Origin of the sequence: Mycolicibacterium septicum DSM 44393 (assembly GCF_000455325.1) — a bacterium.
GTDB lineage: Bacteria > Actinomycetota > Actinomycetes > Mycobacteriales > Mycobacteriaceae > Mycobacterium > Mycobacterium septicum.
Window position 1 is genome coordinate 2,428,869 of the sequence record NZ_HG322951.1, and the last position, 26,063, is coordinate 2,454,931.

Annotated in this window: 12 protein-coding genes; 9 read left to right on the plus strand and 3 right to left on the minus strand. The window is 63.5% G+C overall.

Translation table 11 applies throughout. From position 1 onward, the window contains the following. The 3 genes from TX88_RS11485 to TX88_RS11495 all read right to left on the minus strand — a co-directional run. The coding region (locus tag TX88_RS11485; protein WP_044519320.1) for a site-specific integrase at positions 1-1,649 on the minus strand (1,649 nt) is incomplete at its 3' end. Beyond that, positions 1,646-3,430 carry a hypothetical protein gene (locus TX88_RS33295; RefSeq protein ID WP_084621884.1) on the minus strand — a complete coding sequence of 595 codons (1,785 nt, stop codon included), beginning with the start codon at positions 3,428-3,430 and terminating at the stop codon, positions 1,646-1,648. The genes TX88_RS33295 and TX88_RS11485, both read right to left, overlap by 4 nt. Further along, positions 3,427-4,935: a site-specific integrase gene (locus TX88_RS11495; protein ID WP_044516874.1), complete on the minus strand. Its 1,509-nt coding sequence runs from the start codon at positions 4,933-4,935 to the stop codon at positions 3,427-3,429. Before TX88_RS11495 ends, TX88_RS33295 begins: the two co-directional genes overlap by 4 nt. Positions 4,936-4,996: 61 nt before the next feature. Here TX88_RS11495 and TX88_RS11500 point away from each other — a divergent pair, with 61 nt between their 5' ends. From TX88_RS11500 to TX88_RS11540, 9 genes are all read left to right on the plus strand, one after another. After that, complete coding sequence (locus TX88_RS11500; RefSeq protein ID WP_044516876.1) at positions 4,997-5,257, plus strand: hypothetical protein; 261 nt, start codon at positions 4,997-4,999, stop codon at positions 5,255-5,257. Positions 5,258-5,386: 129 nt separating this feature from the next. Continuing rightward, a complete protein-coding gene (locus TX88_RS32780) occupies positions 5,387-5,932 on the plus strand; it encodes a hypothetical protein (RefSeq protein ID WP_162563126.1) in 546 nt (181 codons plus the stop codon). Further along, positions 5,925-8,339 carry an AAA family ATPase gene (locus tag TX88_RS11510; protein ID WP_044516877.1) on the plus strand — a complete coding sequence of 805 codons (2,415 nt, stop codon included), beginning with the start codon at positions 5,925-5,927 and terminating at the stop codon, positions 8,337-8,339. The genes TX88_RS32780 and TX88_RS11510 overlap by 8 nt, the downstream gene beginning before the upstream one ends. 163 nt (positions 8,340-8,502) lie before the next feature. Next, the gene (gene pglW / locus TX88_RS11515) at positions 8,503-12,651 is read left to right on the plus strand and encodes a BREX system serine/threonine kinase PglW (protein WP_162563127.1); all 4,149 of its coding nucleotides are present in this window, start codon (positions 8,503-8,505) and stop codon (positions 12,649-12,651) included. Continuing rightward, on the plus strand, positions 12,648-16,235 hold the full coding sequence (gene pglX, locus TX88_RS11520; RefSeq protein WP_044516880.1) for a BREX-2 system adenine-specific DNA-methyltransferase PglX: 3,588 nt from the start codon (positions 12,648-12,650) through the stop codon (positions 16,233-16,235). The genes pglW and pglX overlap by 4 nt, the downstream gene beginning before the upstream one ends. Beyond that, the gene (locus tag TX88_RS11525) at positions 16,232-20,014 is read left to right on the plus strand and encodes a DUF6079 family protein (protein ID WP_044516882.1); all 3,783 of its coding nucleotides are present in this window, start codon (positions 16,232-16,234) and stop codon (positions 20,012-20,014) included. The genes pglX and TX88_RS11525 overlap by 4 nt, the downstream gene beginning before the upstream one ends. A gap of 35 nt (positions 20,015-20,049) precedes the next feature. After that, positions 20,050-22,647: a BREX-2 system phosphatase PglZ gene (gene pglZ / locus TX88_RS11530; RefSeq protein WP_244438508.1), complete on the plus strand. Its 2,598-nt coding sequence runs from the start codon at positions 20,050-20,052 to the stop codon at positions 22,645-22,647. Next, positions 22,644-23,981 carry a BREX system ATP-binding protein BrxD gene (gene brxD / locus TX88_RS11535; protein WP_044516885.1) on the plus strand — a complete coding sequence of 446 codons (1,338 nt, stop codon included), beginning with the start codon at positions 22,644-22,646 and terminating at the stop codon, positions 23,979-23,981. Before pglZ ends, brxD begins: the two co-directional genes overlap by 4 nt. Before the next feature lie 3 nt (positions 23,982-23,984). Beyond that, positions 23,985-26,054 carry a DEAD/DEAH box helicase gene (locus TX88_RS11540; protein WP_044516887.1) on the plus strand — a complete coding sequence of 690 codons (2,070 nt, stop codon included), beginning with the start codon at positions 23,985-23,987 and terminating at the stop codon, positions 26,052-26,054. Positions 26,055-26,063 lie beyond the last annotated feature (9 nt).

The window sequence follows — 26,063 nt, forward strand, 5'->3', positions numbered from 1 at the left end:
AATTGTTCGAAGGTGATGTCGTCGAGGAATCCTGCATCAGCTCCGCCGGCATAACCTTGGATCATTTGTGTGTGCAGGTGGCCGTATTGCGTTGCGCCGGCGATGGTTCCGCCGGGCCGCCGGACGATGTGCCATGCCAGTGTGCGTCGCAGGCGCGGCACTTGGATTGTGCCGTGCGGGTCGGCGCCGATCTGCGGATGGATGCCTGCTGGAGCGATCGCGCGATTGAACCACTCGATGAAGCTGGTGATGTCGGCGTTGATGGAGCCGGGTGTTCTGGTCCGGTTGGCGCCGAAGAGGAATCGCTGTTGGGAGCACATGTTGAAAGCCGGAAACAGCAGATCGCTCACCGTGATCTGCTCAAGAACGGCGACGGCGTGGGCGGTTTCGTCGGTCACGACCCAGGGGATGGTGGCGGGTGATCGGTGTCGGCGCCGGTCATCGGCCTTCAACTGGTGACCGGACATGAGTGTCAACGCCAGTTTCGAGTCCCGGCTGATGCAGCCGCGCCGGAGGTTGAGTGCCTCGCCGGTCCGAACACCCGAGAGGTAGGCGATCACGAGGAAACAGGCAGTCGTGACGTGGCGCAGCAGTTCGACGAGTTCACTCGCGCCGACGGGGGCTTCGCGCCAGCAGTGCATGCCGGTGGCGCTGAATGTGGTGGCGCGCAACATGTCCACTTCGATCGGCAATCCATGCTTGGCTACCAGGACCGGTGTCTCTTTCATCCGCCTCAGTTCGGTGTGGTTGAGCCATCCACCCACGGCCAACCCCATCAGATCGACACTGGTCGTGTCGCCCGTCCGGATACCTGGAAGTGAGGCGTCGTTGCGGCCTAGTGCCGCGAGCAGGCATTCGAGTTGCTGCTTGGTGGTCTCGAACACCGACACCGTGCGAGTAGGAGCCCGACGAATGGCGGGTGCGATGCGATGGGCCAGGTATCGCATCGCGAGAAGGCTGCGTGCTGCGGGAAGTAGATCGGTGGCGATCGTGTGGGTCACCATCAATGCTGCCGAGAGTAGCGGCTCCATGATGTCGGGATGAATACGCGGGGTGGTGTTCGGTTTGCCCCAGGATGACTCGTAGTTGGCGAGGCCTCGGGCGCTCGCGCCGCCCCACAACGGGCCCGGGGGGAGCCGGCAATGCGTGGGCAGGGCATCCCGGTACACGTGCAGACGCTTGATGGCCTGTAACGCTGAACGTTTGGATTCGGCGCTGACGCCGCTGGTCTCGGTGACGTGGCACAGATAGTCATCGAGATGTTCGGCGCCGACTCGGCCGAACGATGTCACACCCATTTTCGCCAGCCACGTCGTGAACCTCCGCAACGGCACCAGCTCACCCAAGATCGTCTTGATGTGCGGATAGAGCGATCGGGAACTGTCAAGGCGGGGTGCGTCGTCGACGATGTTGAGCAGGGCGAACAGGTAGAGCTTGCAGGCGTGACGAAATGGCGTTGGGAACCCCTCCCAGTGCACGGCTTGTCCTGCACTGTGGCGGTCCTCGATCGCCGCGGACAAATCCCACACCGGGTCGCCGAATCGGCATCGAATCCCTGGGACGTGAAGGGTGCGGTTGATCACGACCTCTGTTGCGGGGGCGACGTGGACACCTGCCACGACGTCGAAAGCTTCAGCTGTATGGGTCATGACGCTTCGAGGTTTCCTGTCAGCAGAAGGTTGACCGTCCGGTGATCGCTGTCGGTGATCTCGGCGCGCGCGGCGCTCAACTGGGCCTGCTCGTACTCGGCGAAGATGTCGTCGAGTTGCGCGAGAGGACCCGCGTGATCAGCGATCCACTGCGCGGTGGGCATCTCTTGGCGCAGGCCGCGAAGCCGGTCGGCGACGACCAATTGCACCGGTAGGTGGCGCGGGAAGGCTCGGGCGTTGCTGCAGTCAAGGCATGCCATGAACGACTGGCGGCACCGTTGACCGTCGACCGGCGAGTGCTCGAAATCAGCGCACGTGCCCAGCACGGCGTCTTGGCCGGATCCGTCGTCGTGGGTGTCCGGTTGCACCGTCATCGAGCGTCGGGCAAGTGCTCGTGCGACCTGCTCATCGAGGGCCTCGGCGACGATCTGGAATCCCTCGTTGCGCACGGGGTCCATGCGACTCAGATAGCGAGCCAACGTGGCCTGGGTGTGGGATGTGGGCTTTCTGACCTGCTCCAGGTAGGTCTTTCGCAGCCGATCCATACTGATCCCGAGGAGCAAGCCGTCATGCTCGGCGTCACCGGTCAGCCACGGCGCCATCCACCGCCGCCGAGCATTCACGCCGGTGCCTTTGCTGCTGGTTCCGTATCCGAAGAGTTTCTGCTCGACACGGTCGGGCTGGGCGCTGTAATAGATGAATGCGCGCTGAGACCCCGTCAGCGTGCGGGCCGGTTCGGTCAGTTCCAACAGCAACATGAAGACCCCGTACGCGGTAGTCAGCGACGTGTTGGCCACTGCGGCGCGCCGATTCTGCCCACCAAGTGGCCGCAGTTCGGGGCGTAGCGCAGTCACCGGCACCGTCATGCCCGACCGTTTCCCACGGCGGGGCTTGTCGGCGTTGACGAACACGATGCCGGGTTCATCTGGGCTGCTGGCTCGTCGGTGTGGTGCGGGCAGCGAGTCCAGCGTCGACAGGTTCAGGCCGGTCAGTCCGGCGAGGAGAACACCGAATGCCCATGCCTCGCCCGGGTTGAGATGCAACAACGACTGAAGACGGCATCCACCGGCCGCGGCCGCTACCCGCCGGGTCACGTAAGCCCTTGCGCCCGAAGCGGTGCGGGGAAAATCTCCCTCACGGGCGCAGTGATCGAGCACTTCGGCCAGACTACGATTGGGGTCCGTGCGGGGGAGGTGATCGAGCCGTCCCGCACGATAGTCGTCGACCATCTGCCAATGAGTCTTCAGCCGGGTACGCGCCCGCCGCACCATTCCCCGCGCAACGACGGTGATGCGGCGAAGCTCATCGGTGGAATAGGGCTGGCGTGCCGTGTTCGTCTTCGGGTGACGCACGCGCGTGAACGCCTGCCGTGCCTCATCGGAGACGACAGGACTACAACGCAGCAGAGTCCTCAGGCTATGCAACGGGCCAGGACCGCTGGGTACCCGACACGACAAGGCGAGGAGCCGGGCATCCGACGCTGATAAGTCTGTCAGCCCCCTTAATGCTGGCCGGTTTTCGGCGAGCCAGCAGCAGGCGTGCCGGGCAGATTGCCACAGCGCGCCAGCGCCCCTCAACCGCTTGGATACGCCCAGCACACCAGTGGCGTCCTCGAACGCGATCGCGAAATCGTGGCGGATCCCGTCAACGCCCGCCAGCGAACCGAAGTCGAAGTCCTTCGACTGAGTGCCGTCCTCGCTGACGAACGTCACGATCAGCCCGCGTCGCCGCAATACAGGCTCCCACTCCGAATCCGGCTGCGCCGCGCGGTGACCCGTCACGTTGGGACCGTCAACACGCGAGACTCACCGACACCCACTGCTGCGACGAGACGCTCAAGAGATTGCCGATCATCGGCATCCATCAGCGCGATGAGCTCCTCGACCTGCAGCACCTGAAACGGCTCGAGATAAACGCTGCGTGTCACCTCGGCACTACGATGTCCAAGAAGTGTCGCCAGCAGGAACCAGACATCACCAAGCTGATTGCGGAAGTCGCGCTGCTCCTGCTTGGTCAACATGTCGGTACGGCGCCACGCGACGAACGTGGCGATGCAATACCACCGCAGCGCAAAGGAATGCCTCAGCATGTGGGGACGGCACCACAGCGGCGTACCGCCCACTTGGACGAGCGCCTTCGCGACCCTGGCGTTCGCACGGTCGAACGTCTTGTACCAGGCGTGCTTGGGACGAGGTGTCCCGTCGTCATTCAGCCACAACCACATCGGCTCCAGGCCATCACGACCCTGGCGGAATAACCTCATTCGCGTCGACGGCCCAAGTGCGTCCAGCCGGACCATACGACGCGATCCCTTCTCATCTACAACCTCCAGTTGCCCATCCCGGCGAACCCGTTCAACGACCCAGAGATCCGTAACCTGCCCGTACCGGCCAGCACGTTGCGCGCGGGCGATGGCAGCAGTGCGACTACCTTCCTCCAGATAGAAGTGCACTTGCTGGGCGACGCGACGCCGCATCCAGAACGCCCGCCCGCTACCACCCTTCGCGCAATGAGAAGCCACCCGCGAACGCATAAGCCCCTCAGAGCCCGGTTTGGGCACCTCTATAGTCAACATGCTGGACCACTCGCCGATTCGTAAACCCGTCCCGAACAACCCCTCCACGAACGCGATGTCGCGATCCTCAGTCGCGCCCCGCCAATCGTGGCGCGGCACGCCCTCCATCGTAAAACCACGCAACCCCAGGTTCCGCCACAACCGAAATGCCTGTGGAGTAAGCCATTTCACGTCAGCCCTGCGCATCCCGGAGGGAGTGCTCTCCAACACGACGTGGCCACCGCCCATCCACGACGTAGCAATCACGCGGGCTCGGACGGGGTTGTCAATTCCGTGCTGCTCGGCCGCCCACGAATAGAAACTGCGGATCGCCGCGCGATCGACACAGAAACTATTTGGACTCACTTGCCGGGGGTTCTTCTCAGCCGACAAACGCCACTCCTTGAACGCAGCCAGTTCTGACCGCGACGCCTGATCCCACCGAACGCCCACCGCGTGCAGAAAATCCAGCCACACCTTCAACGACAGCGCGTAACGACGCAACGTCCCCGTTGCCCGTCCCCGCACCAGCGGATCCCGCCAGTAGGCGTTCACCAACGCATCCGCCCGGCCCCACGGGTCCAGAAAGAACGGAGTGCCATCACGCACACCATTGCGCTTCGCCCAGGCTTCGACATCACCCACCCCCGGAACGACGTCCTCCACCGAGACGAACCGCTGCTGAAAGTCGTAGAAATGAAGGGTCCAACCATCAGCCGAATCACCAGCCATCCCGGGACTCCCCTCACCTCACGGGCATCGCACCCATCATCACCGACACCATTCACAAACCGTGTTCGACACGCCTGTCGGGCAGAGAACCGGAGACTGGTTGGCCGTGCCGGGCAATAGCAAGGATCCCGGCGATGGTGTGGTTCGACTGGTCACCGGCCAACAGGATGCTCGGGTGTTTCTTGTCAAGGACGCCACGACGTCAACCAAACTTGAACTACAGGGCTCGTTCGACGACGGCGATGAGAATGTGCTGATCGTGATCGCCGATGAGGAGTCTCCTCGCTTCACCCGGTCCCCAAAAACCCCGCTTCGGGCGTGACGGCAAAATCGGCCCTGGTCGTTTCAGTGTCGCATCGAGCATCAGCGATACAGACTCGGTCGATGATCTGTATGAGGCGTTTAGACTGGCAGGAGGGTTCTGATGACAAGCGTTCAAGAAGTCCTCACGGTGCTGGAGAACGCCGGTTTCGAACGTCTTCCGAAGCCACTAACAGTGGCCGGTACAGAGTTCGACTTCGACGCCGCCGCTCGCGGGACCGGCAACTCCCATGACCTGGTTCTGGTCGCAACCGGTCAAGTTCCCCGCCGGCGTCTGCAGCGTCTCGTCGCAGGTTTGGCCCGTTCTCTTGACACAGCCGCATCGCGCCGACCCATGAGTCTTGTGATCGTTGGCGGCGTCGCTGCATCTGACCGAAACGAACTGGAGCGGTATGTCCGCGTCCTTCCCATCGCGTCTGCAACGCCCGATGTCACCGAAATAGAAGCGGCTGTCGCTGTTCTGCTGCCGCTCAAACTGCCGAGTCCGGACCTGGTCCGCGGCGGCGATCCGGCCGACGAGGTGATGGCGGCGCTCGGTCCACTGAAAACAACACCGGACCATATCGCGCTCATCGAGGCGGCGGCCGATGGCTCTGGCGCAGTAAGAGAGGCGCTCCGCCGATACGCGAACGAGGGAGCGGGATGGACTGACGAGATCGAGGACGACGATGAGTGACGTTCCGATCCGACGTTTGATGGTCTCCGACTTTCGTTGTATCGAAGGCACACGTGATCTGCCGTTCGATGCCCCAGTCGTCCTTATTCACGGCCCGAACGGCACAGGCAAGACAAGCATCCTCTCTGCGCTCGAGCTCGCCTTGACTGGCCACATCCGGAGCATGGAACGACAATCCGATCGCTACCGAGCACATCTGCCGTTCTTCGGTCAGTCCTATGCAACAGTTCGAGTCGACGTCGCCGACTACCTCCAGGCGGACACTCCCGGCGTCCCTTTGACAGTGAACGGAGCCCGTTTAGAGGGCACTCCGGCGTTTAGCAGCGAAGCCGCCAACTTCTACTCTGAGCGGTGCTACTTGGACCAGTCGTCTCTCGGACGCCTGCTCGACTTGTATCAAGCCAGAGAGCGAAACGAACAGACCGCACTCGAAAAGTTCGTGAACGAGCTGCTCGGCCTTGAGAAGCTGGACGCCCTGCGCGACGGGCTTAGCGACGCACATGACCTCAGGCTCCTGAAGAAGCTCGCAATCGGCGTTGACGAAGCCGACCGCGAAGCGAAGGTAGCGGCGACGCAACTCAACGAACAGAGCGCCGAGCGCGCCAAGGCTCGGACTGAGGTCGATACCGCGCGGGTCGCGGTCCGTGAGGCCATCGTCGGACTCCACTTGAACACGGCTGACGGCATGACTGATAGTGATCTTCTCGGGTTCATCCGGTCGGCACTCAATGACCAAACCGCTCGTGCCGACGCTGTGGCTGCCGCGAAACTCCACCAGGAAATCATCGCCTTGGGCGGTCGCATCTCAGCGCTGACGGAACGCGCGACGACGCAACGAATCCAGGAAGCCCGCGCTGCGGTGGAGGCTGCGACCGCCGATCAACAGGCGTGGGAGGGCGCGGAAGGGGCAAAGGCCCGGGCGTGGGAAGCAGCCGCCCAAGCCGCAGGTGCGGACACGCGCAGCGAACCACGCATCGCTGTCGAGCGCGCTTCGAGCCTTGCCCTCCAGGAGTTGGAAAATGACTCCAACATTCGCGCAAGGGCCGAAGTCGTCAGCACTCAACTGGCCGCTGACCGAAATGAGTTGGACGAGCTTCAGACGCGACTCGCCGATGCTCGTGAGCATTCGAGTGCTCTCATCGAGAGCCTGGCCGCGCTCAGTACCGTCATCGACAACAGCAACGTGTGCCCGGTTTGCGACCGCAACTTCACGGAAACCGGCCCCCACAGTCTCATCGCGCACGTCGAAACGAAACTTGCCGAGCTCACCACACACGGACAGCAGCTCATCGACCTTCGTAACGAGCGCGACCAATTAGCGGCACGGGTCACGCGGGCGGGAACTGATTACACGCAGCTCACGGTCCAACTCCTGCCCGCCGACCAGCGGTTGGCCCTCGAACAACGCCACGCAACACTTGTCGATCTCACCGCGCAGGTCGGCGAGATCGAGGCTGCTAAATCCCACGGCGCGGACCTCACCCAGCGTGTCAATGACCTGCGGCAATCACTCGACAGCCTTGAGTCGGCGTCATCAGAAGAGCGCCACATCGGCAGCGAACTTGCCAGATACGCGGCCCGACTCCAGATAAAGGTGTCCCCGGCGTTCGATTCGTTCCACACAATGTCGACTGAACTACTCGACCGGGCCGAGGCAGAAGTCGCCCGCCTTTCCGATGTCGCTAACCGGCGACGGACCCTCGACACCGAAGCAGCAGGTTTCGCAGCTGCCATCAAACGCGAATCCGCCATTGTTCAGCATCTCGCTGACCTCGCCGAACACAAGAAGCAGTGGGACGACCGTGTCACTGAATCGAAGAGGCGACAAGTAGTGGCGAAGGATGTCCACGAAGCCGCAACGCAAGCACGCAGCAATATCGTCCATCGTGTCTTCACTGAGTCCCTCAACGAAGTCTGGAAGGCCGTGTTCACCAGACTCGCCCCGAGCGAAGGCTTCATCCCCAGCTTCGGTATCCCAAGCGCTACCAAGAAGACATTCGACATTACGTTGGAGACAACCCACCGAAACGGCGAAGCCAGCGGCCCGCCGCAGATGATGCTGTCTGCGGGCAATCTGAACACCGCCGCGCTCTCCTTATTTCTCGCGCTCCATCTCGCGGTCGAACCCATCGTCCCGTGCCTCGTCTTTGACGACCCGGTGCAGGCCATGGACGAAGTCCACGTCGCACAATTTGCTGGCCTCATCCGCCTCCTTGCGAAACAGAACGAGCGGCAAGTCATCGTCGCCGTCCACGAACGCGAACTGTTCGACTACTTAACCCTCGAACTCAGCCCGGCATACGAAGGTGACGAGCTGATCACTATTGAGCTCGGTGGACGCGCTAACGAGGAAGACCACGGCGTCACGCGCCACGTCTGGGTGCCAGATCCTGCGATAGCTAACTAAATGCGACGCTCATCGACACTCTGCTGGGTTATCCCTATTCTGTCGCCCCCGCCGATAAGGTTTCCCGGGTGAAGCGGTTGTGTTCGCCACTGGTGCTTGGATCGCGCCCGCGCGCGCCTAAAGCGGGGCGGCGATGAAGCATGACTCTCCATTGTGGAAGGTCATGGGCGAGCCGGCGAGCCCTGCTGAGGCGGCCGCGCTCGATGCCTTCCGTGAGGTTCTGCCGGAAGATGGCATCACCACAGCCTGGGCGAACCTGACCTTCATCAACGACCAAGGACGCACCGCCGAGGTCGATGTACTCCTGCTGACGGCTCAGGGGATGTACCTCGTCGAACTCAAGGGTTGGCACGGCACGATCCGCGGAAACTCGCAGCGCTGGAACCAAGGCCAACGCAACGTCGAGAACCCACGATTGGCTGCTGACCGCAAGGCGAAGTGGTTGAAGGGTCTCCTTCAAGATCGAGCGCCGAACCAATCTGCCAGGGCCATGTTGCCGCGCATCCAAGCCGTCGTGGTCATGCACGGGGAGGGCAGCACCGTCGAGATCGCGGCTCCGGGCGACATCGGGGTGCTGACTCTCGACGGATACCGCGTCAACTCCAAGCCCCGCCTCCTGAAATTCTCCGATTTCCTTGCCCAGCCGCCACACGACTTCCGCCAGCCGATCGACCTCCAGCGAGCAAGGCAAGTTCGCTCGCTCTGCGACGCAGTCGGATTCACTCCGACGCCCAAGGTCCGGATGGTCGGCGACTTTGTCGTTGCCGATGACGAGCCGATAGCGCAGGGACGAGATTGGCAGGACGTGCTCGTCAATCTCCCGGCGTTGCCCGACGTCAAGCGCCGACTGCGGCTGTACGACGTGCCGGCGACGGCATCGCCTGCCGACCGCCAGCACATCGAGCAGCTTGCACAGCGCGAGTTCCAGCTCACCCAGGGACTGCGGCACGGCGGCATCGCGGTACCGATCGACTTCAAGCGAACCGATGACGGCCCGGCTTTGGTGTTCGAGCATGACGCTCAGGAACTCCCGCTCGACGCGTACATCGCGGGCGAGGGCGCCGAGCTGGATCTTGACCAGCGCATCGCGTTGGTGATCCGGTTGGGCGAGATTCTGCGGTTCGCCCACAACGTTCATCTACGGCACCGGGCGCTGTCGCCACGCCGTGTGTGGGCAACCCCCGTCAAGGACGCCCTGCCGACCCTCACGATCCGTGATTGGTACTTCGCCCAGCGCGACAGCTCGACCCGCAACGTCTCCCGCCTGACCGCTATCAGTGCAGGGGTTGACGACCTCATGGGAGTGGCCGACCAGGACGACTGGATCTGGCTCGCACCGGAGGCCCGCCATTCCGTCGAAGGACTCCCGCCGATTCCGCTCGACGTCTACGGATTCGGAGTCCTTGCCTATCTCCTCCTGACGGGGAGGCCACCCGCCGAGACGATTGTCGAGCTGGAGCAGCGGCTGTCGGAGGCGGGCGCACATGACCCGCGCGCGGCGTCGCCGGGCATGCCCGACAGCGTGGCCGACGTCATTGCGATGGCGACCCGCTCTGTCGAATCAGAACGATTGTCGACCATTGAGGAAGTGCTGGAACTCCTTCGGGTCGCGAGCGACGAGCTTCGTCGAGGGGACCAAGTCGACGACCCGACACCGGTGGACGACCCCGTCGACGCGCAGAAGGACGACATCGTCGCCGACCGCTTCATCGTCACCAGCCGTCGTGGTGAAGGTTCCAGCGGAGTCGCACTCGCCGTCCAGGACATCGACTCCGAGGACCCCGGCCGCGAGCTCGTCCTCAAGGTCGCTCGCACTGAGTCAGCGGGGCGCAGGCTCTCGCTCGAAGCCGACGCGCTGAGAGCACTCGACCACCGCCGGGTGGTGCGACTCGTCGCAGGCCCGCTCGACGTCGGGGACAGACGCGCACTTCTGCTCACCGACGCCGGCAAGGAAACCCTGGCCACGCGGCTGTCCAAAGAGGGTCGGGCGACGGTGGGCCAACTTGAGCAGTACGGCAGCCAGTTGCTGGAAGCGATGATCTACCTGGAGTCCCAGGGTGTCTTCCACCGAGACATCAAGCCGGCCAACTTGGGCATCACCCCGGATCCCGGCACTAGAAGGCCGTCTCTGGTTCTGTTCGACTTCTCGCTAGCAAGCGAGAGCGTGGACAACACGGCATCTGGAACGCCGAGCTATCTCGACCCCTACCTCGGCCGTGGTCGGCGCCAGAAGTACGACCGCGCGGCCGAGCTGTGGGCTGTCTCGATCACCCTCTTCGAGATGGCGACCGGTCAGCTGCCGTGGTGGGGCGAGGGTGCGGGACGCCCCGCCGATCCCAGCGACCCGCCGATCATCGAGCCGACGAGCTTCGAGCCAGCCGTCGCGACTCAACTCACTGCTCTCTTCCAACGTGCTCTCAGCCCGGGCGCAGGAACTAGGTTCAGCAGTGCCGATGAGTTGGCAGTCGCTTGGCAGGGCGTATTCGCTGCCCTCGACACGGAGGAGGACGGCGCGGGTGGAAGCGACGACCTCGCCGACGCTGCCACGCTCGACACTCCGTTGGAGCGCGCGGGTCTGTCCGCTCGGGCGTTGTCCGCCGTCTCGCGGCTCGAGGTGGCGACTGTGGGGCAACTCCTGGGTGTTCACCCGACCCGGATCAACTCGATTCGCGGTCTTGGGGAGACCTTCCGCAAGGAGATTCAGGCGAGGATTCGCGGCTGGCGTTCACGGCTCAGCGGTGCGGGAGAGGTCACCGCTGATCAGCCGATGGGCACAGAGCGACTCGTCTCCTTGCTTCTGGGCCAGCTCAAGGGTGCAGAGCTGACTGTGATCGAGCGACTCCTCGGGCTGGCGGGCGGGGTGGCTCCAGGCGAATGGCCGTCCACGGGGGACACAGCCCAATCGCTTGGGATTACTCGCGACCGGGTCGCGCATGCCGTGGACCAAGCAGTCACGACGTGGGGCAAGAAGGTCGGCCCTGCCATCGACGGCGTGATCGCTGAAGCAGCCACCCTCCTCGCCCGCGGCGGTCGAGTGATGGCGGTGACGTCCCTTGCGAACGCTTTGGTTGCCCAACGCGGTTCCCTGCTCGACGGGGAGGAGCGACTCCGGCAAGGAGCGGCCCTGCTGCGCTCGGCCTATGAGGTCGATGCGCGCATGCCCGAGCCAACGTTGGAACTTCGGCGAGGCATCGGCAAGCGCGCGGATGTCATTGCCCTACGCGAAACTGCGGACCCTGACGAGTCAGGGCAAGAGTTCCCGCCAGCCGACATCCTGACGGAGACGGCTATCGAGCTGGGACGCAGAGCCGATGAACTCGTCGTGAGCGGTGTCGTTCCCTGCGCAACTGCGAACGCAGCCCTGTGCGACATCGTGACCGAATCTGGTGCTTCGACGCTAACCGTCCTGACCGGCCGTCAACTGCTCACCCTGGCTGCCTCTATCTCGACGAAGGCTGCAGTCTCGGGATTCGATGAGCTGTACCCAGTCGATCTCGATCCACAGCAGGCGGCGGAGCGGGCACTACGCGGGAAACCTGGCCGGCGCATCAGCGAGTCCTCCGTCAGGCGCAGCGTGGCTGCTCGTTTCCCGCAAGTAGAGCTCCCGGCCGCGTCGCATCGACTCGACGCTCTCGTCTCTGCGGTGCTGCCCGGGGTGGTGAACCGCAACGGCGTCTACGAGTTGGCTTCCGAGGCGCGGTCTACCACCCGTACCGGCACGGGCCTCACAGTCTTTGCGCCGGTCGATGTCGCCGAGGCGGCGACGAAGCTGGAAGAGTCGCTCTCACGCAACGGCGCACTCACTCTGACCACGCCACCTAAGCGATATGTGAAGGCGGCACACGAACTCCCGAAGCGGTACGGCGTCGAAGTGCTCGATGTCGCGTCACTTGTCGTGAATGCGGCGCGCGCACTCGCCGAACAGGGCGGAGCAAGCTGGGAGGTCGTTCTCGGCGCAGATGCCAAGCAGAAGGGCAGCGAGGACTGGTCGATACTCGTCGGTCTTGTGCAGCAGGCAGTGATACCGAACTGGGAGGAAAGGCGCGCAAGCGCCAAGCCGTTACTCATCCTCAATGCTGGCCCCCTTGTCCGATACGGCATGGCTGGGCTGCTCTCAACTCTGCTCGATGTGGGCACGCCGCGCCCCGCGGCCCGTTGGCTGCTCGTCGCCAAGCAGGGCAACCAGGCTGTCCCGTTGCTGGAGGGCAAGCCCGTGCCGCTCGGTCCAAGTGGCTGGGTTGAGCTGCCCGCAGACCTCTCGCTGCTCACGGAGCCCGCACTCACTCGCAGTACCCCAGGAGCCCGAAAGTGATCAACTCGTCCACCCTCCTCGCCGACCTCAAGGGCCAGCTCAAGCTCCTTCAAGCTGACCTGAAGCAGCGCGCAGAGGACCCGTCGAACGCCTGGGGCGTGCGGTTAAAGGAGGAGTACGCCGAAGCCTTCCGCCGTGAGCGCACCGGCTGGTCCTGGGTGGACTGGCGCGACAACGAAGTCGACCAAGCCGCCGTCGCGTGGATCGTCTCGACGACCTTCCTGCGCTTCTGCGAGGACAACGACCTAGTCGTCGGCGCCAAGATCGACGGACTGCCGACAGCGGTCGGCTGGATCGCCGGCCCCGGTGATCGGGTGCAGCGCGCAGAGGAGAACCTCACCGCGTACTTCCGCGACAACCCCACTCACAATCGTCGTCACTGGCTCCAGCACGGCTTCGGCGTGCTCGCTGCGCAGCCTGCTGGCGCTGCCCTAGTCGACGTGAAGCACAACCCCGTGTGGAAGGCCGAGATCAGCCCGGAGTCCGCGACGGCGCTAATCGCGTTCTGGCGTCGCACGAAAGACGAGGGCACCCTGGTTCACGACTTCACCGACTCCAACCTGGAGACCCGATTCCTCGGCGACCTCTACCAAGACCTCTCCGAGCACGCCAAGAAGACCTACGCACTTTTGCAGACGCCGGTGTTCGTGGAGGAATTCATCCTTGACCAGACGCTGACCCCAGCGGTCGCGGAGTTCGGACTCGACGGGCTCAAACTCATCGACCCGTCCTGCGGCTCCGGCCACTTCCTGCTCGGGGCGTTTGAGCGACTCAACCAAGCATGGCTTGAAGCTGCGCCCGGTCTCGACGCCAAGGAGCGGGTGCGTCGTGCGATGGCGTCGATTAACGGTGTCGACATCAACCCCTTCGCAGTAGCGATCGCACGGTTCCGCCTTACCGTCGCCGGCTTGAAGGCGACCGGAGAACGCTCCCTGGTAGGTGTGCCTCCGATGGGTTTCCGGCTTGCCATCGGTGACTCCCTTCTTGGTGTCCGAGGCAGCCTGGATCAGACCTTCGACTTCGATGACGACGAAGCTGGGCCTGCGTTCAGCTATGACACCGAGGACCTCAACGAGTACTTCGGCATCCTCCAGCCAGGTCAGTACCACGTCGTTGTCGGTAACCCGCCGTACATCACCCCCAAGGACAAAGCGCTCAACGCGCTGTACCGGATCGCCTATGAGACGGCCGTGCGGCAGTACGCTCTGTCCGTCCCATTTATGGAGTTACTGTTCCGGCTGGCGATTCGAGGCGAGCAGGGCCAGGGGGCTGGTTACGTAGGGCAGATCACCTCGAACTCATTCATGAAGCGCGAGTTCGGCAAGAAGCTCATCGAGTACCTGTTCGCCGGCCACGACATCGGCAATCCAGTCGACCTGACCGCGGTAATCGACAGTTCTGGTGCCTGGATGCCCGGACACAACTTTGACGGCACTCCGACGGTGATCCTGTTTGGCCGGCGTCGCAGGCCGGTTTCTCAGTCTGTGCGGGCAGTGCTTGGGAAACGGGACGACCCCGGGAAGCTCGATAATCCGGCGACGGGTCCGGTATGGACTGAGCTCAGCGAGCACCTTGAGGGACCGGGATTCGACGGCGACTATGTCACCGTTCTAGACCTCGATCGCGCTCTCCTAACAACCCACCCTTGGTCTCTCAGTGGGGGCGGAGCGAGTGATGTGTTCTCTGCGATCGAAGTTGCCGCCGCGAAACGCTTGGAGAATATGCTCGACGTGGGAGTAGGCGGTGCAATCCGGGCCGGTGCAGACGAAGTATTCATGCGCTCAAGGCTTCTCGCTAGAGAGCAACAGATTACTCCTTACATGCGCGCATTCGTCGTTGGCGAGAACCTGCGAGACTTCGCTATGAAGGGGACCGAGGCCATTGTTTTTCCTTACGAGAGCGATCTGAGTCCTAGCACCGCGTTGGATTGCCACCTCTGGCCGTGGCGAACGCCTTTGGCCGACCGGCGAACTTTCCAAGGGAAGATGGCGGATGCTGGCCTCCGTTGGACCGAATACATGCAGTTCACGCGTTGGTCTGCGCGAGCATCTGTAGCAATCACCTTCGCTGAAATTGCGACGCACAACCATTTTGTCCTAGACCGCGGAGGGAAGGTATTCAAGCAGACAGCGCCAGCGATCAAGCTCGCGGCCGGTGCGACCGAGGAGGAGCACTTAGAGCTGCTGGGGGTCCTGAACTCCTCGACGGTGTGTTTCTGGCTCAAGCAGGTTGCTCAGAAAAAGGGCGGTGACGCGGACACGCCTTGGCTGCGAACGTACGCCTTCAACAGTACAAACGTGGCGCGCGTTCCGCTCCCTTCAAAGTTGCTTCTAGACCGCCCGAGGACGCTCGACACTCTGGCGCGACAGCTATGCGTCACCACACCGGCGGCGTTGGTCGAGACCTGGTCCGCCGAGAAGACGGTTAGTCTTATCGATGCGCTGTTGATGGCGGAAGCCGAGTGGCGTCGGCTTCGGGAGCGACTGTTTTTCGAGCAGGAGGAGTTGGATTGGGGGGTCTACCGGCTTTATGGCTTGATTGATGCCGACCTCACGTACCCCGGCTCCGCGATCGACGGGATTTCGTTGGGCCAGCGGGCGTTTGAGATCGACCTTGCCCGTCGTGTCGACGATGGTATTGAGGAGGCGGCTTGGTTCGAGCGTCATGGTTCGACTCCGATCACTGAACTGCCCGACTCGTGGCCGGAGGACTACAAGGCCCTCGTACAGCGTCGGCTTGACTTGATAAAATCCGACAAGTCCATTCGATTGTTGGAGAAGCCGGAGTTCAAGCGCCGCTGGGCCACCACCGCATGGGACACGCAGCGCACAGGGGCTCTGCAAGCTGCAATCCTTGACCGGCTTGAGGATCCAGTGCTTTGGCAGGACCCGCAGGGGCCAATCGCTAGGTCGGTGGCCGACCTCGCTGACTTGCTCCGTGCAGACACGGTGCTCAAGGAACTCTCTCGTGCACTCACCGGCACTGCTGAGCCAGATCTTGCCGCCGTGATCGGAGGTTTGATTGCAGATGAGGCGGTGCCGTTCCTGGCTGCCTACCGGTACAAGCCCGCAGGTATTGAGAAATACCGGGTGTGGCAGGAGGTTTGGGGTTTGCAGCGGCGAGAGGACGCTGGCGAGAAGGTGACCATCCCGGTGCCCCCGAAGTACAGCCAAGGCGATTTCGCGAAGGCGACGTACTGGAAGGCCCGAGGCAAGCTCGATGTCCCGAAGGAACGCTTCATCGCCTACCCGGCCGTCGCGAGAGAAGGCGACCCGACGCCGGTGCTCGGCTGGGCCGGTTGGTCCCATCGCGACCAAGCGCTGGCGCTCGCCCGTGAGATTCCTGCACAGCAGGCGCTCGGCGCCGACGATGCCGCCCTGGTGCCGCTGGTGGCGGGGCTGGTGGAGTTGGAACCCTGGCTGGCGCAGTGGCACTCGGAGATCGAGCCGCAGTTCGGAGCCAGCCCGGCCGCGGTCATCGCGGGCGTCGTTGACCAGTACCTTGCCCGTATGGAGAAGACGCGCGATCAGGTGACGGCATCGACGCCGCCGGCCGCGACCCGTGGACGGAGGGCGTCCAGATGACCGACTTGTCATTGCCGTTGCGGGACGCGATCGACATCCCGCTCGCCGTCCATGACGACGACTTCGTCCTCCAGATCCACCGCGCGCAAGAGGCCGCGTCTCAAACGCTCGCTGACTATGTGGTCACCGAGTCGATCGCGGAGTCGTTCGAGAAGGGGCTGACGCTGGTCGAGGCCACCCTGTCGAGCGGTTCGTCCAAGGGTGCTTTCATCCACGGCTCGTTCGGATCCGGTAAGTCGCACTACATGGCGGTCATGCATCTGCTGCTTTCTGGCAACGCGCAGGCTAAGGCACTTCCTGGACTCCAAGCCCAGGTCGCCAAGCACGAGGCACTGCTCAGCCGCAAACTGCTCGCGATCGACTACCACCTCATCGGGGCGGAATCCTTCGAGTCGGCCCTTTTCGGTGGCTACCTCGCCACCATGAAGAAGCGGTATCCCGACGCGCCCGCTCCGGTGTTGCACCGTTCGGATTCGTTGTTCGAGAACGCCGATCAGTTGCGTTCGCAGCTCGGCGACGAGCAGTTCTTCGCTCGGTTTGAGGCGAGCGGCTCGGGTTCGTCTGGCTGGGGCACGTTCGCCGCCACCTTGACGCCTGACTTGTATGACGCCGCCCGGGTCAAACCAGCAGGAGACGCCGACCGTCAGCGTGTGGTCGCCTATCTTGTTCGTACGTATTTCCCAGCCTTTGAGAACACCGGGACCTGGCTGGAGATGACGGACGGTCTCCAAGCGATGACCGAGCACGCCAAGGGCCTCGGCTACGAGGGGGTTGTGCTCTTCCTCGACGAACTTGTGCTGTGGCTGGCAAACCACTTGCGAGACACCGCCTTCATTCAGACCGAGACCTCGAAGGTTGCCAAGCTCGTCGAGACGGGCATCGGTGCACTGCCGATTCCGTTGGCGTCTTTTGTTGCTCGTCAGCGCAATCTGAAGGACTTTCTGGGCGGTGGCGCGGTTGGCGCCGAGCAAGTCGCGCTGGATGACTCGTTTCAATGGTGGGAGGGCCGGTTCGAGAAGATCACCCTGGCTGCGGCCAACCTTCCTCAGATCGTGCACAAACGACTGTTGGAGCCGACTGCCGAGACTGGGCGAGATGCCCTTGCCGCCGCCGTCGCTCGCGTGCGCGCGAACCCGGTGGCCTTCAAGCACTTGCTCACCGACGAAGCTGGTTCCGCCGCAGTCGATTTCGAGCAGGTCTACCCGTTCTCACCCGCTCTGGTGGATGCGATGGTCGCGCTCTCGTCGATCATGCAGCGAGAACGCACCGCGCTGAAGATCATGAGCGAGTTGCTGTCGCGGGGTCGTGACGAGTTGACCGTCGGTGACGTCATCCCGGTCGGAGACCTCTTCGACGTGGTCGTGCTTGGCGATGCCGAGCCGCTGACCGACGACATGAAGAACCTGTTCCGTGTTGCGCGCACCTTCTACACCCGCAAGATGCGCCCGTATCTCCTGAACAGGCACAGCCTCACTGAAGTGGAAGCGAAGCGGTTGGCCCGGGACCACGCCTTTCGTCGTGACGACCGGCTTGCCAAGACGCTTCTCGTTGCGGCCATCGCCCCTGGGTCAGCCTCGCTGAAGGATCTCACCGCCTCGAAGTTGGCGGCGCTCAACTTCGGCACCGTGGTCTCGATGATTCCTGGCCATGAAGCGGTCCAGGTCGTCGCGCTTGCACGCGACTGGCGGGCAGAGTTCGGTGAGATCACTGTCGGTTCGCAGACGAGTGACCCAGTCATCACCTTGCAACTGTCTGGTGTCGACTATGACTCGGTTCTCGTCCACGTCCAGAACGAGGACACCCACGAGAACCGGCGCGGCCTGCTGCGGCGCCTGCTCGCCGAGCAGGTGGGTGCTTCTCTGACGGGCGTGTTGGGTAGCGAGTATTCGTTGACGCACGTATGGCGCGGTCAGAAGCGGGAGGTCGACGTCGTCTTCGGCAATGTCCGTGACGCACGCGCACTTCCGGATGCTGCGCTGCTAGCGACGGATGGACGCTGGAAGCTTGTCGTCGACTTTCCGTTTGATGATGCCGGCCACCCGCCATCTGACGACGTGCTTCGCCTCGTGCAACTCAAGCAGGATGGTCTGGAGAGCGACACGATCGCGTGGCTGCCTCACTTCCTGACCGCCACCCGCATGGATGACATCGGCAAGCTTGTCGTCCTCGACTACCTGTTGACCGGGGCACGGTTCGACCAGTATTCGACGTCTCTACCGGTAAACGACCGAGAACCCGCCCGGCGTCAGCTCGCCAACCAACGGGACTCGCTGCGCGACCAGATCGTGCTCGCGTTGCGCCAGTCTTACGGCATTGACGCGGCGACTGACGACCATCTCGGGGAGCGGGTGCCGGAAGGGAACACGTTCGTCACACTTGCGCCTGACTTCGACCCGCAGAAGCCGTCTTCACCTTCCTTCGCCGACGCTGTTGTCGCGGTCCTCGGCGGCGGCCTTGATGCGCGTTTTGCGAAGCATCCCAACGTCGATCGAGGTACTGACGAGGTCCGCAGGGCTGAGTTCACCGCCGTGCTCGACCTAGCTCGTGAGGCGATGGTCAAAGGCGGCCGCATCGACACCGTTGAGAGGAACACTGCGGGCAAGGTGCGGAGGGTGGTCGATGCGTACGGGGTCGGCACCCTGAGTGAAGTCACCTACGTTCTGGATACGGTGCGCTTCGCGTGGCATGACGCCTTCACCAAGGCCCTCGCCAGCGGTGACCCGACCGTCGGCACATTGCGAGCCGCGCTTGCGCCCACCGGCATGACTGCCGATGCCCAGGATCTGTTGATTCTCGCGTGGGTGGCGCTCACCGACAGGCAACTCCTCCGCCACGGGTCGCCGGCAGGGTCGCCCGGAATCGGCGGATTGGCCAACGACATCACCCTCCGGGAGCCAGTCCTCCCGAGCCAAGAGGATTGGACCAACGCGCTTAGGCGGGTCAAGGCGATCTTTGGCATGGGCGCCAATGAGCACCATCTCTCTAGCAGTGCAGTGCAGCGACTCGGGGACGAATTGGCGACAAAGGTGCGCCAACTCGATCGGGGCGCGACTGACCTTGTCGGCGCGCTGGAAGCCCACAGTGATGTGCTCGGCCTAGGAGATGTGAGTCCGCGCCTGGGTACCGCCCGTCGCGCTCGGGACGTTGTCGAGGCATTGCGCGATGTCGACCACGTCGACCGGATACGGGTGATCGCCGAGTTCGACCTTCCCGATGAACTTCAACCCCTCGCCCGGTCACTGGCCTCCGCAGCGGACGTTGCGGCGGCTCTTCAAGGTGCCAATTGGCAGCTCCTCAACCAACTTCCCAGCTTGACGGGCGAGCGGGTCGTCACCGCACTTGCCGGGTTGCGGAGCGCCGCCGAGGCCGACCAGATGCATGTCGACCTGGCCCCCGCGCTTGCCGCGGCAGCTCACGAGTTCACGCAAATTCTCGTCGACCAACGTGGCAAGGGAACCCCGCCCGACGACGATCCCGCAGCCGAGCAGGAACGGGCGCGTCGTGCGCAAGAGGATCAACTTCGACGCGAGCAGGAAGAGGAACTCAGACGGCGCGAGCAGGAGGCCGCCGACCGCGAGCGTCGCTTGCGCGAACAGGAGGAGGAGTTCCGTCGTCAGCAAGAAGAGGCACAGCGGGAGACTGAAAGACGCGCGAGCCAGGAACACACGGTCGAGGTTGAGCGAGTGGCGCAGCTCGAGACTCTCCTTGCGGAGCTTGTAAAGGAACTCAGCCGTCCTGTTGAGGGCAAGAAGCTAAGGATCGACTGGCGATGGCTCTGAGCGAGCAGGTCCGCACCGTCAGCGTCTCTCCGGCGATGGTGCAGCAGCGAGCAGCAGACCTGGTCAAGTCGGACGCCCAAGTCCTTCTCCTTCGCGCTCGTCCCGAATGGCGCCACGGAGATGTCAAGGTCGGAGACGATGTCGTCCGAGTCCTTCCCGGCGTATCCCAGCTTGCCGTTCTCGACATCCTTGCCTCGCTGGCAACCGACGAGCGGGCCATCGTCCTGACCGACCGGCCGGCAGAGGACCTTGGCGACGCTGTGCTGTCGCGCTCCTACAAGTATGGAATCGAACTGCCAGACGAATGGCAGGCCGTGCCTCGGCTGTTCTCTGGGGCGATCGAGGTCGGCCGCGACCTCCGACGTCTGGACTGGGCGGCAACAGCATTACTGGATCACCAGCCACCAGGCGGATGGCCGCGATCGGTTGAACCTGCGCTGACCGCCCGCCACGCCATCGGCTCTCTCCTCGCGCGTGTTCTCGGTCTTGGTGCTGACGCTCAGCTTGACGCCGTTCTGCTCCTAACGGCTCTCGGGCGACGGAACGTGCGTGCTGCGTGGGTCGTGGTTGATGCGCAGCTGAGGCGGCATCTGATTGATTGGGCTGGGACCGAGTTGGGCGATCCGGCAGCACTTGCGTTGCAGATCGCTCAGCGCAACGAGCATGTCACCCCACTTGCCGTCGGCCTCGCCTTGGACGTCATGTGGCCCGAGGACGGCGCTCCGCCCACCGAGACACAGGTTTCAGCGAGGGTGCGGGTCGAGGGCTTCGTCGATGGGAAAGCGGTGGCCGTCGACGTTGCGAAAGCCATTGCGAGACTAGCCAAGGCGGCAGTGCTGCGCCTTGAGGTGGACAACTCTCCCGAGCTGGGTGTCGCCTTACAACAAGCCGAAGCATTGCTCGGTGACCTGGGCTGGCCTGAGGGAGCCGAGCAGTCGGCCGTCCTCCGTCCTGGGTATCTGGCTCGTGTTCGGGCACTTGCATCGGCACTGACTTCCGGTGACAAGGTCGAGGAAGCCCTCGTTCGCGTCCTAGAGCACCGTGATGCACATGCTTCGCAGGCTCCGACGATGGCAGTGCGTCTTTATCGTTGGCTTGCCACCGCCGAGAATGCCTCGGCATCGCTCGGCAGTGATCTCCAACGGCAGATGAACGACGGTGCATGGGTAGACGCCGCCGTCGGTGCCGTGTGGAACGGCTCCAATGATCTCGTTGTCACGGCGGCATACCAACAGCTACTCGCCAAGGTGCACGTTCGCCGCAAGCAGCGCGACAGCGCTGCGGCATCGAGGCTGGACCAAGTCAACGGGACGGACGGCCAACGAGCGGTTGGCGTTGAGCGACTGTTAGCCGAGATCGTCGATCCATGGCGCCGCCAAGGCGGTGCACTTCTCGTCGTGCTGGACGGAATGAGTAGTGCGATAGCCACAGCACTCTCATCCGAGGTTGCCCGGCTGGGCCTCGTGGAGTGGGTCCCCGCCCCAACGCACGCGCGGCAGTCACTCGTCGCGGCATTGCCTTCGCTTACCAACGTCTCTCGTACTTCGCTGTTTTGTGGTGAGATCCGCTCAGGCACAGGTGAGGACGAGAAGCGCGGGCTGGCCACCGCATTCCCGGGCGCAAAGCTCTTCCACAAGAACGACCTTCGATCAGAAGGCGGTGCTTCGCTGCCTGGCGATCTGACCGCTGCGATCCGGGACACCGCGGTGCCCGTCGTCGGAGTGGTGATCAACGCAATCGACGACGCGACCCACAAGAACGACATGTCAGCGTGGGATTGGGATCTGCGTTCGCTCGATCCACTGCGAGCGCTCCTGGAGGCCGCGATCTCCGCTCGGCGCGCGGTCATCCTGACGTCCGATCACGGCCACGTTGTCGAGCGCGGTACAGAGGCACTGAGCGTCAACGGTGCCGAGTCCCGTTGGCGACAAGTCTCGACCGGCGCTGCTGGAGATGGCGAAGTACTTGTGTCCGGTCCGCGAGTGGTCGCACCATGCGGTGAAGCGGTGCTGCTCTGGCGCGACGACGCGCACTACGGTCCTCGACACGCGGGCTACCACGGTGGCGCCAGCCTCGCGGAGCTGACGATCCCCGTACTCGTGTTTCAAGCTGCTGCCGTAGCGACCGGGGCTGCCGGGTGGGAGCAGGCCGCACCGCAGGTCCCTTTGTGGTGGAACGATCCCATCGGTCGCACCCCGGCCACCGAGGCACCGGTGTCCACCCGGCAGCCCAAGAAGGCGAAGAAGGCGGCAGCACCGGGTCAGGGCGATGGGTTATTTGAGCTCGGCGAGCTGCCCACCGCACCGGCAGCACCTACCGGACTGGTCGAAGCGGTCCTGGCATCGACGACGTACGCGGAGCAGAAGCGGATGGCAGGTCGGCGGGCGCTTGACGACAGGACCGCCGAAGCGGTGTTGCGCGCCCTCGTGGATCGCGGTGGCCGCGCTCACCAAGACACGGTGGCCGCCGTTGTCGGAATCCCCACCGCCGATGTAGGACAGGTCTTTGCGGCTGTTCGTCGGTTGTTCAACGTCGACGGGTACGGCGTCATCGAGCTCGACACCGATGGCGTCACACTGCGGCTCGACGAACACCTCCTGCGTGAGCAGTTCGAGGTCGGAGGCGCGCGATGACCGAGGTGTCGGGCAGCTTCAGCCCCCGTCGCCGCAAGGACATCATCGACGCGCTGCGGCGCGGCACCGTGCCTCAGCAGGGCCTCGACGTCCTCGCCGTCGGACTGGCACGCTTCGAGGACGTCGTTGATGAAGAGTTGCAGACCGTCTCCGGTGGCGGCGCCGTATTCAAGGCCGTCCGTGGCGAGTACGGCTCCGGCAAGACTTTCTTCTCCCGCTGGCTGACAGAGCGAGCCAAGCGAGCAGGGTTCGCCACCACCGAGGTGCAGATCAGCGAGACAGAAACGCCCCTGCACAAGTTGGAGACCGTGTATCGGCGCATCACGGAGAACCTCTCTACTTCGACCACCCAGTCGGGTGCCCTCCGAGACGTCATTGACGGCTGGTTCTACATCCTCGACCACGACGCCAAGGATGGATCCGCACAATCACCAGGCTCAGGAGGAACGCTCGACCTCCTCCAACGTCGACTGTCCGACGTCTCGAAGGATGCGCCGGCCTTCGCCGCTGTTTTGCGGCAGTACCGGCTGGCGCAGACTGCGGGTAACTCTGCGGAGGCGGATGGACTGTTGGCGTGGCTCGGAGGCCAGCCTCACGTAGCGGCCTCGGTGAAGCGTGCCGCCGGAGTTCGTGGCGACCTCGACCACTTCGGTGCACTCGGCTTCCTCCAAGGGCTGCTCACCGTCCTTCGCGATTCGGACTACGCGGGACTTGTCATAGTCCTCGATGAAGTCGAGACGTTGCAACGCATGAGAAGCGATGTCCGAGAGAAATCGCTGAACGCTCTTCGTCAGCTCATGGACGAGATTGACGGCGGCCGGTTCCCTGGGCTGTATCTAGTCCTCACCGGAACACCCGCGTTCTTCGACGGGCAGCAAGGCGTGCAACGTCTTCCGCCGCTGGCCCAACGACTTCAAACCGACTTCACCACGGACGCACGCTTCGACAACCCGCGCGCAACGCAGGTCCGGCTCGCAGGCTTTACGCCAGAGTCGCTGCTGGAGTTGGGCAGCCGTGTACGTGATATCTACGCGTCCGGCGCCAAAGATCCTGAGCGTGTCAGGAGCGTCGTCGACGACGATTACTTGCGAGACCTCGCAGCCGCGGTCGGCGGTGAGTTGGGCGGTCGAACCGGAATCGCGCCTCGACTGTTCCTCAAGAAGTTGGTCTCAGACGTCCTCGACCGTGTGGACCTCTTCGAAGACTTCAACCCACGCCGCGACTACCACCTCACCGTCAGCGCCGACGAGCTGACGCCGGTGGAGCGAGAGATGCACGCGCGGAGCAACCGCGCTCCGACCGAGAGCGTCGACGAAATCGAGTTGGACCTCTAGCTGATGTCGGCTCCCACTGGCCTCGACGCGGCCATCGAATATCACATCGTCAACTCGCTCGGTTGGCCTGGACTCAGACCACTCCAGGTCGACTCGGTCGAACCGGTCAGGTCAGGTACGGATTGCGTCCTCGTCGCACCGACCGCCGGGGGCAAGACCGAGGCCGCTCTTTTTCCTCTGCTTTCTGAGATGGTCGAAGGCAACTGGTCAGGTACGACCATCCTCTATGTCACGCCACTTCGTGCGCTCCTGAACAACATTCACCCTCGCGTGAGCGCCTATTGCTCCTGGCTCGGCAGGACGGCCGGGTTATGGCATGGCGACATTGGGCAGTCCGAGCGTCGGGGCATGCTCGCCGACAGGCCAGACATCCTGCTGACGACCCCGGAATCCATTGAGGCCATGCTCGTGTCGCGACGAGTCGACCATGAGCGATTCCTCGGGTCCGTCCGGGCTGTCGTGATCGACGAACTTCACTCGTTCGCTAATTCCGACCGAGGCTGGCACTTACTCGCCGTGCTGGAGCGCGTCGAACGGATCGCTAAGAACAGGATCCAACGCGTCGGGCTTTCCGCAACCATTGGCAACCCAGAGGCGGTTGGCACGTGGATGCAGGGTTCGACCGAGGGGCGCAAGCCGGTCGTCGTGGTGCGAGAGGACTCATCGCCGACGGTGAGCCCAGAGGTCACCATCGACTATGTCGGGAGCATGGACAACGCCGCCACGGTCATCTCTCGGCTCCATCGGGGCGACAAGCGACTGGTGTTCGCCGAATCACGGCGTTCCGCCGAGGAACTCGCCTTCCTCCTGCGCGAGCGTGGCGTCCAGACGTTCGTGTCCCACTCGTCGCTCTCCGTCGACGAGAGGCGACAAAGCGAACGTGCTTTCGCCGAGGCCAAAGACACGGTCATCGTCGCGACATCCACGCTTGAGCTTGGTATCGACATCGGCGACCTCGATCGAGTCATCCAGATCGACGCGCCGCGCACCGTTTCGTCGTTCCTACAACGACTCGGCCGTACCGGCAGGCGACCGGGCACGAGCCGCAACACTCTGTTCCTCGCCACCAGTCTCGACGGACTACTCGACGCTGCTGCCGTTCTACTCCTGTGGAAGCGCGGATTCGTCGAGGAGGTAGTCGCTCCACCACATCCACGCCACCTTGCTGCCCAACAACTTCTTGCGCTGGCGCTCCAAGAGGGATCGTTTGGAGCATCGGACTGGTCGCGTTGGTGGGGGGACCTTCCGCTCATGGCGGATGGTGCGGAGGTGCTCGCCTACCTGCGCGAGCAAGAGTTTCTCGTTGAGGACTCAGGGTTGCTGATGATAGGCCCGCGCGCGGAGGAGGAGTTTGGCAAGCGACACTTCATGGACCTTCTCTCGACTTTCGTTGCCGATCTTGAGTTGCGGGTCGTGGCCGGTATTAAGGAGATCGGATTCGTCTCGCCGCTTGCCATTCCGGCCGGGAAGGATCGCGAGCAGCGACCACTCGTTCTCGCAGGTCGAGGCTGGTTAGTCCAACACGTCGACTGGGAGCGCTTCACTGTATGGGTCGAGGAGATCCCGACCAAAGGTGACGTGAGGTGGCCGTCCGGTGCAGTCACGCAATCGTTCGAGGTGTGCCAGGCGAAGAGGGAGGTGCTGCTTGGGGCGGTGCCTGACGTCGAGTTGTCCAAGCGCGTTCCGGTAGCGATGGAGCGACTCCGCGAAGAACGCGCCACGGAGGTCAACGACAACGGCTTTGTGCTGCATCCTCGCGGTGCGGGAGGTGCGCGCCTGTGGACGTGGGCCGGCCTAAGGGCCAACGCGACACTTCTCGCAGGGCTGGGCCTCAACGCGAGCGGGGTGGAGAACGAGAGCGTGCTTCTTCCAGAAGGCATCACCGGAGATGACGTCAAGGCTGCGGACTCCGACGCCGTTCCGCGCGTCGATGAGGAGGCCATCTCAGGGCTCAAGTTCTCAGTAGCGCTGCCGTTGGACCTCGCCGCCAAGACGCTTGGTGAGCGGCTGGCTGACCCGCGTGGCGCTAGGGAGACTGCCCGAGCCCACATCGTTCGGTATCGAGCAGGGTGACGTCACAGC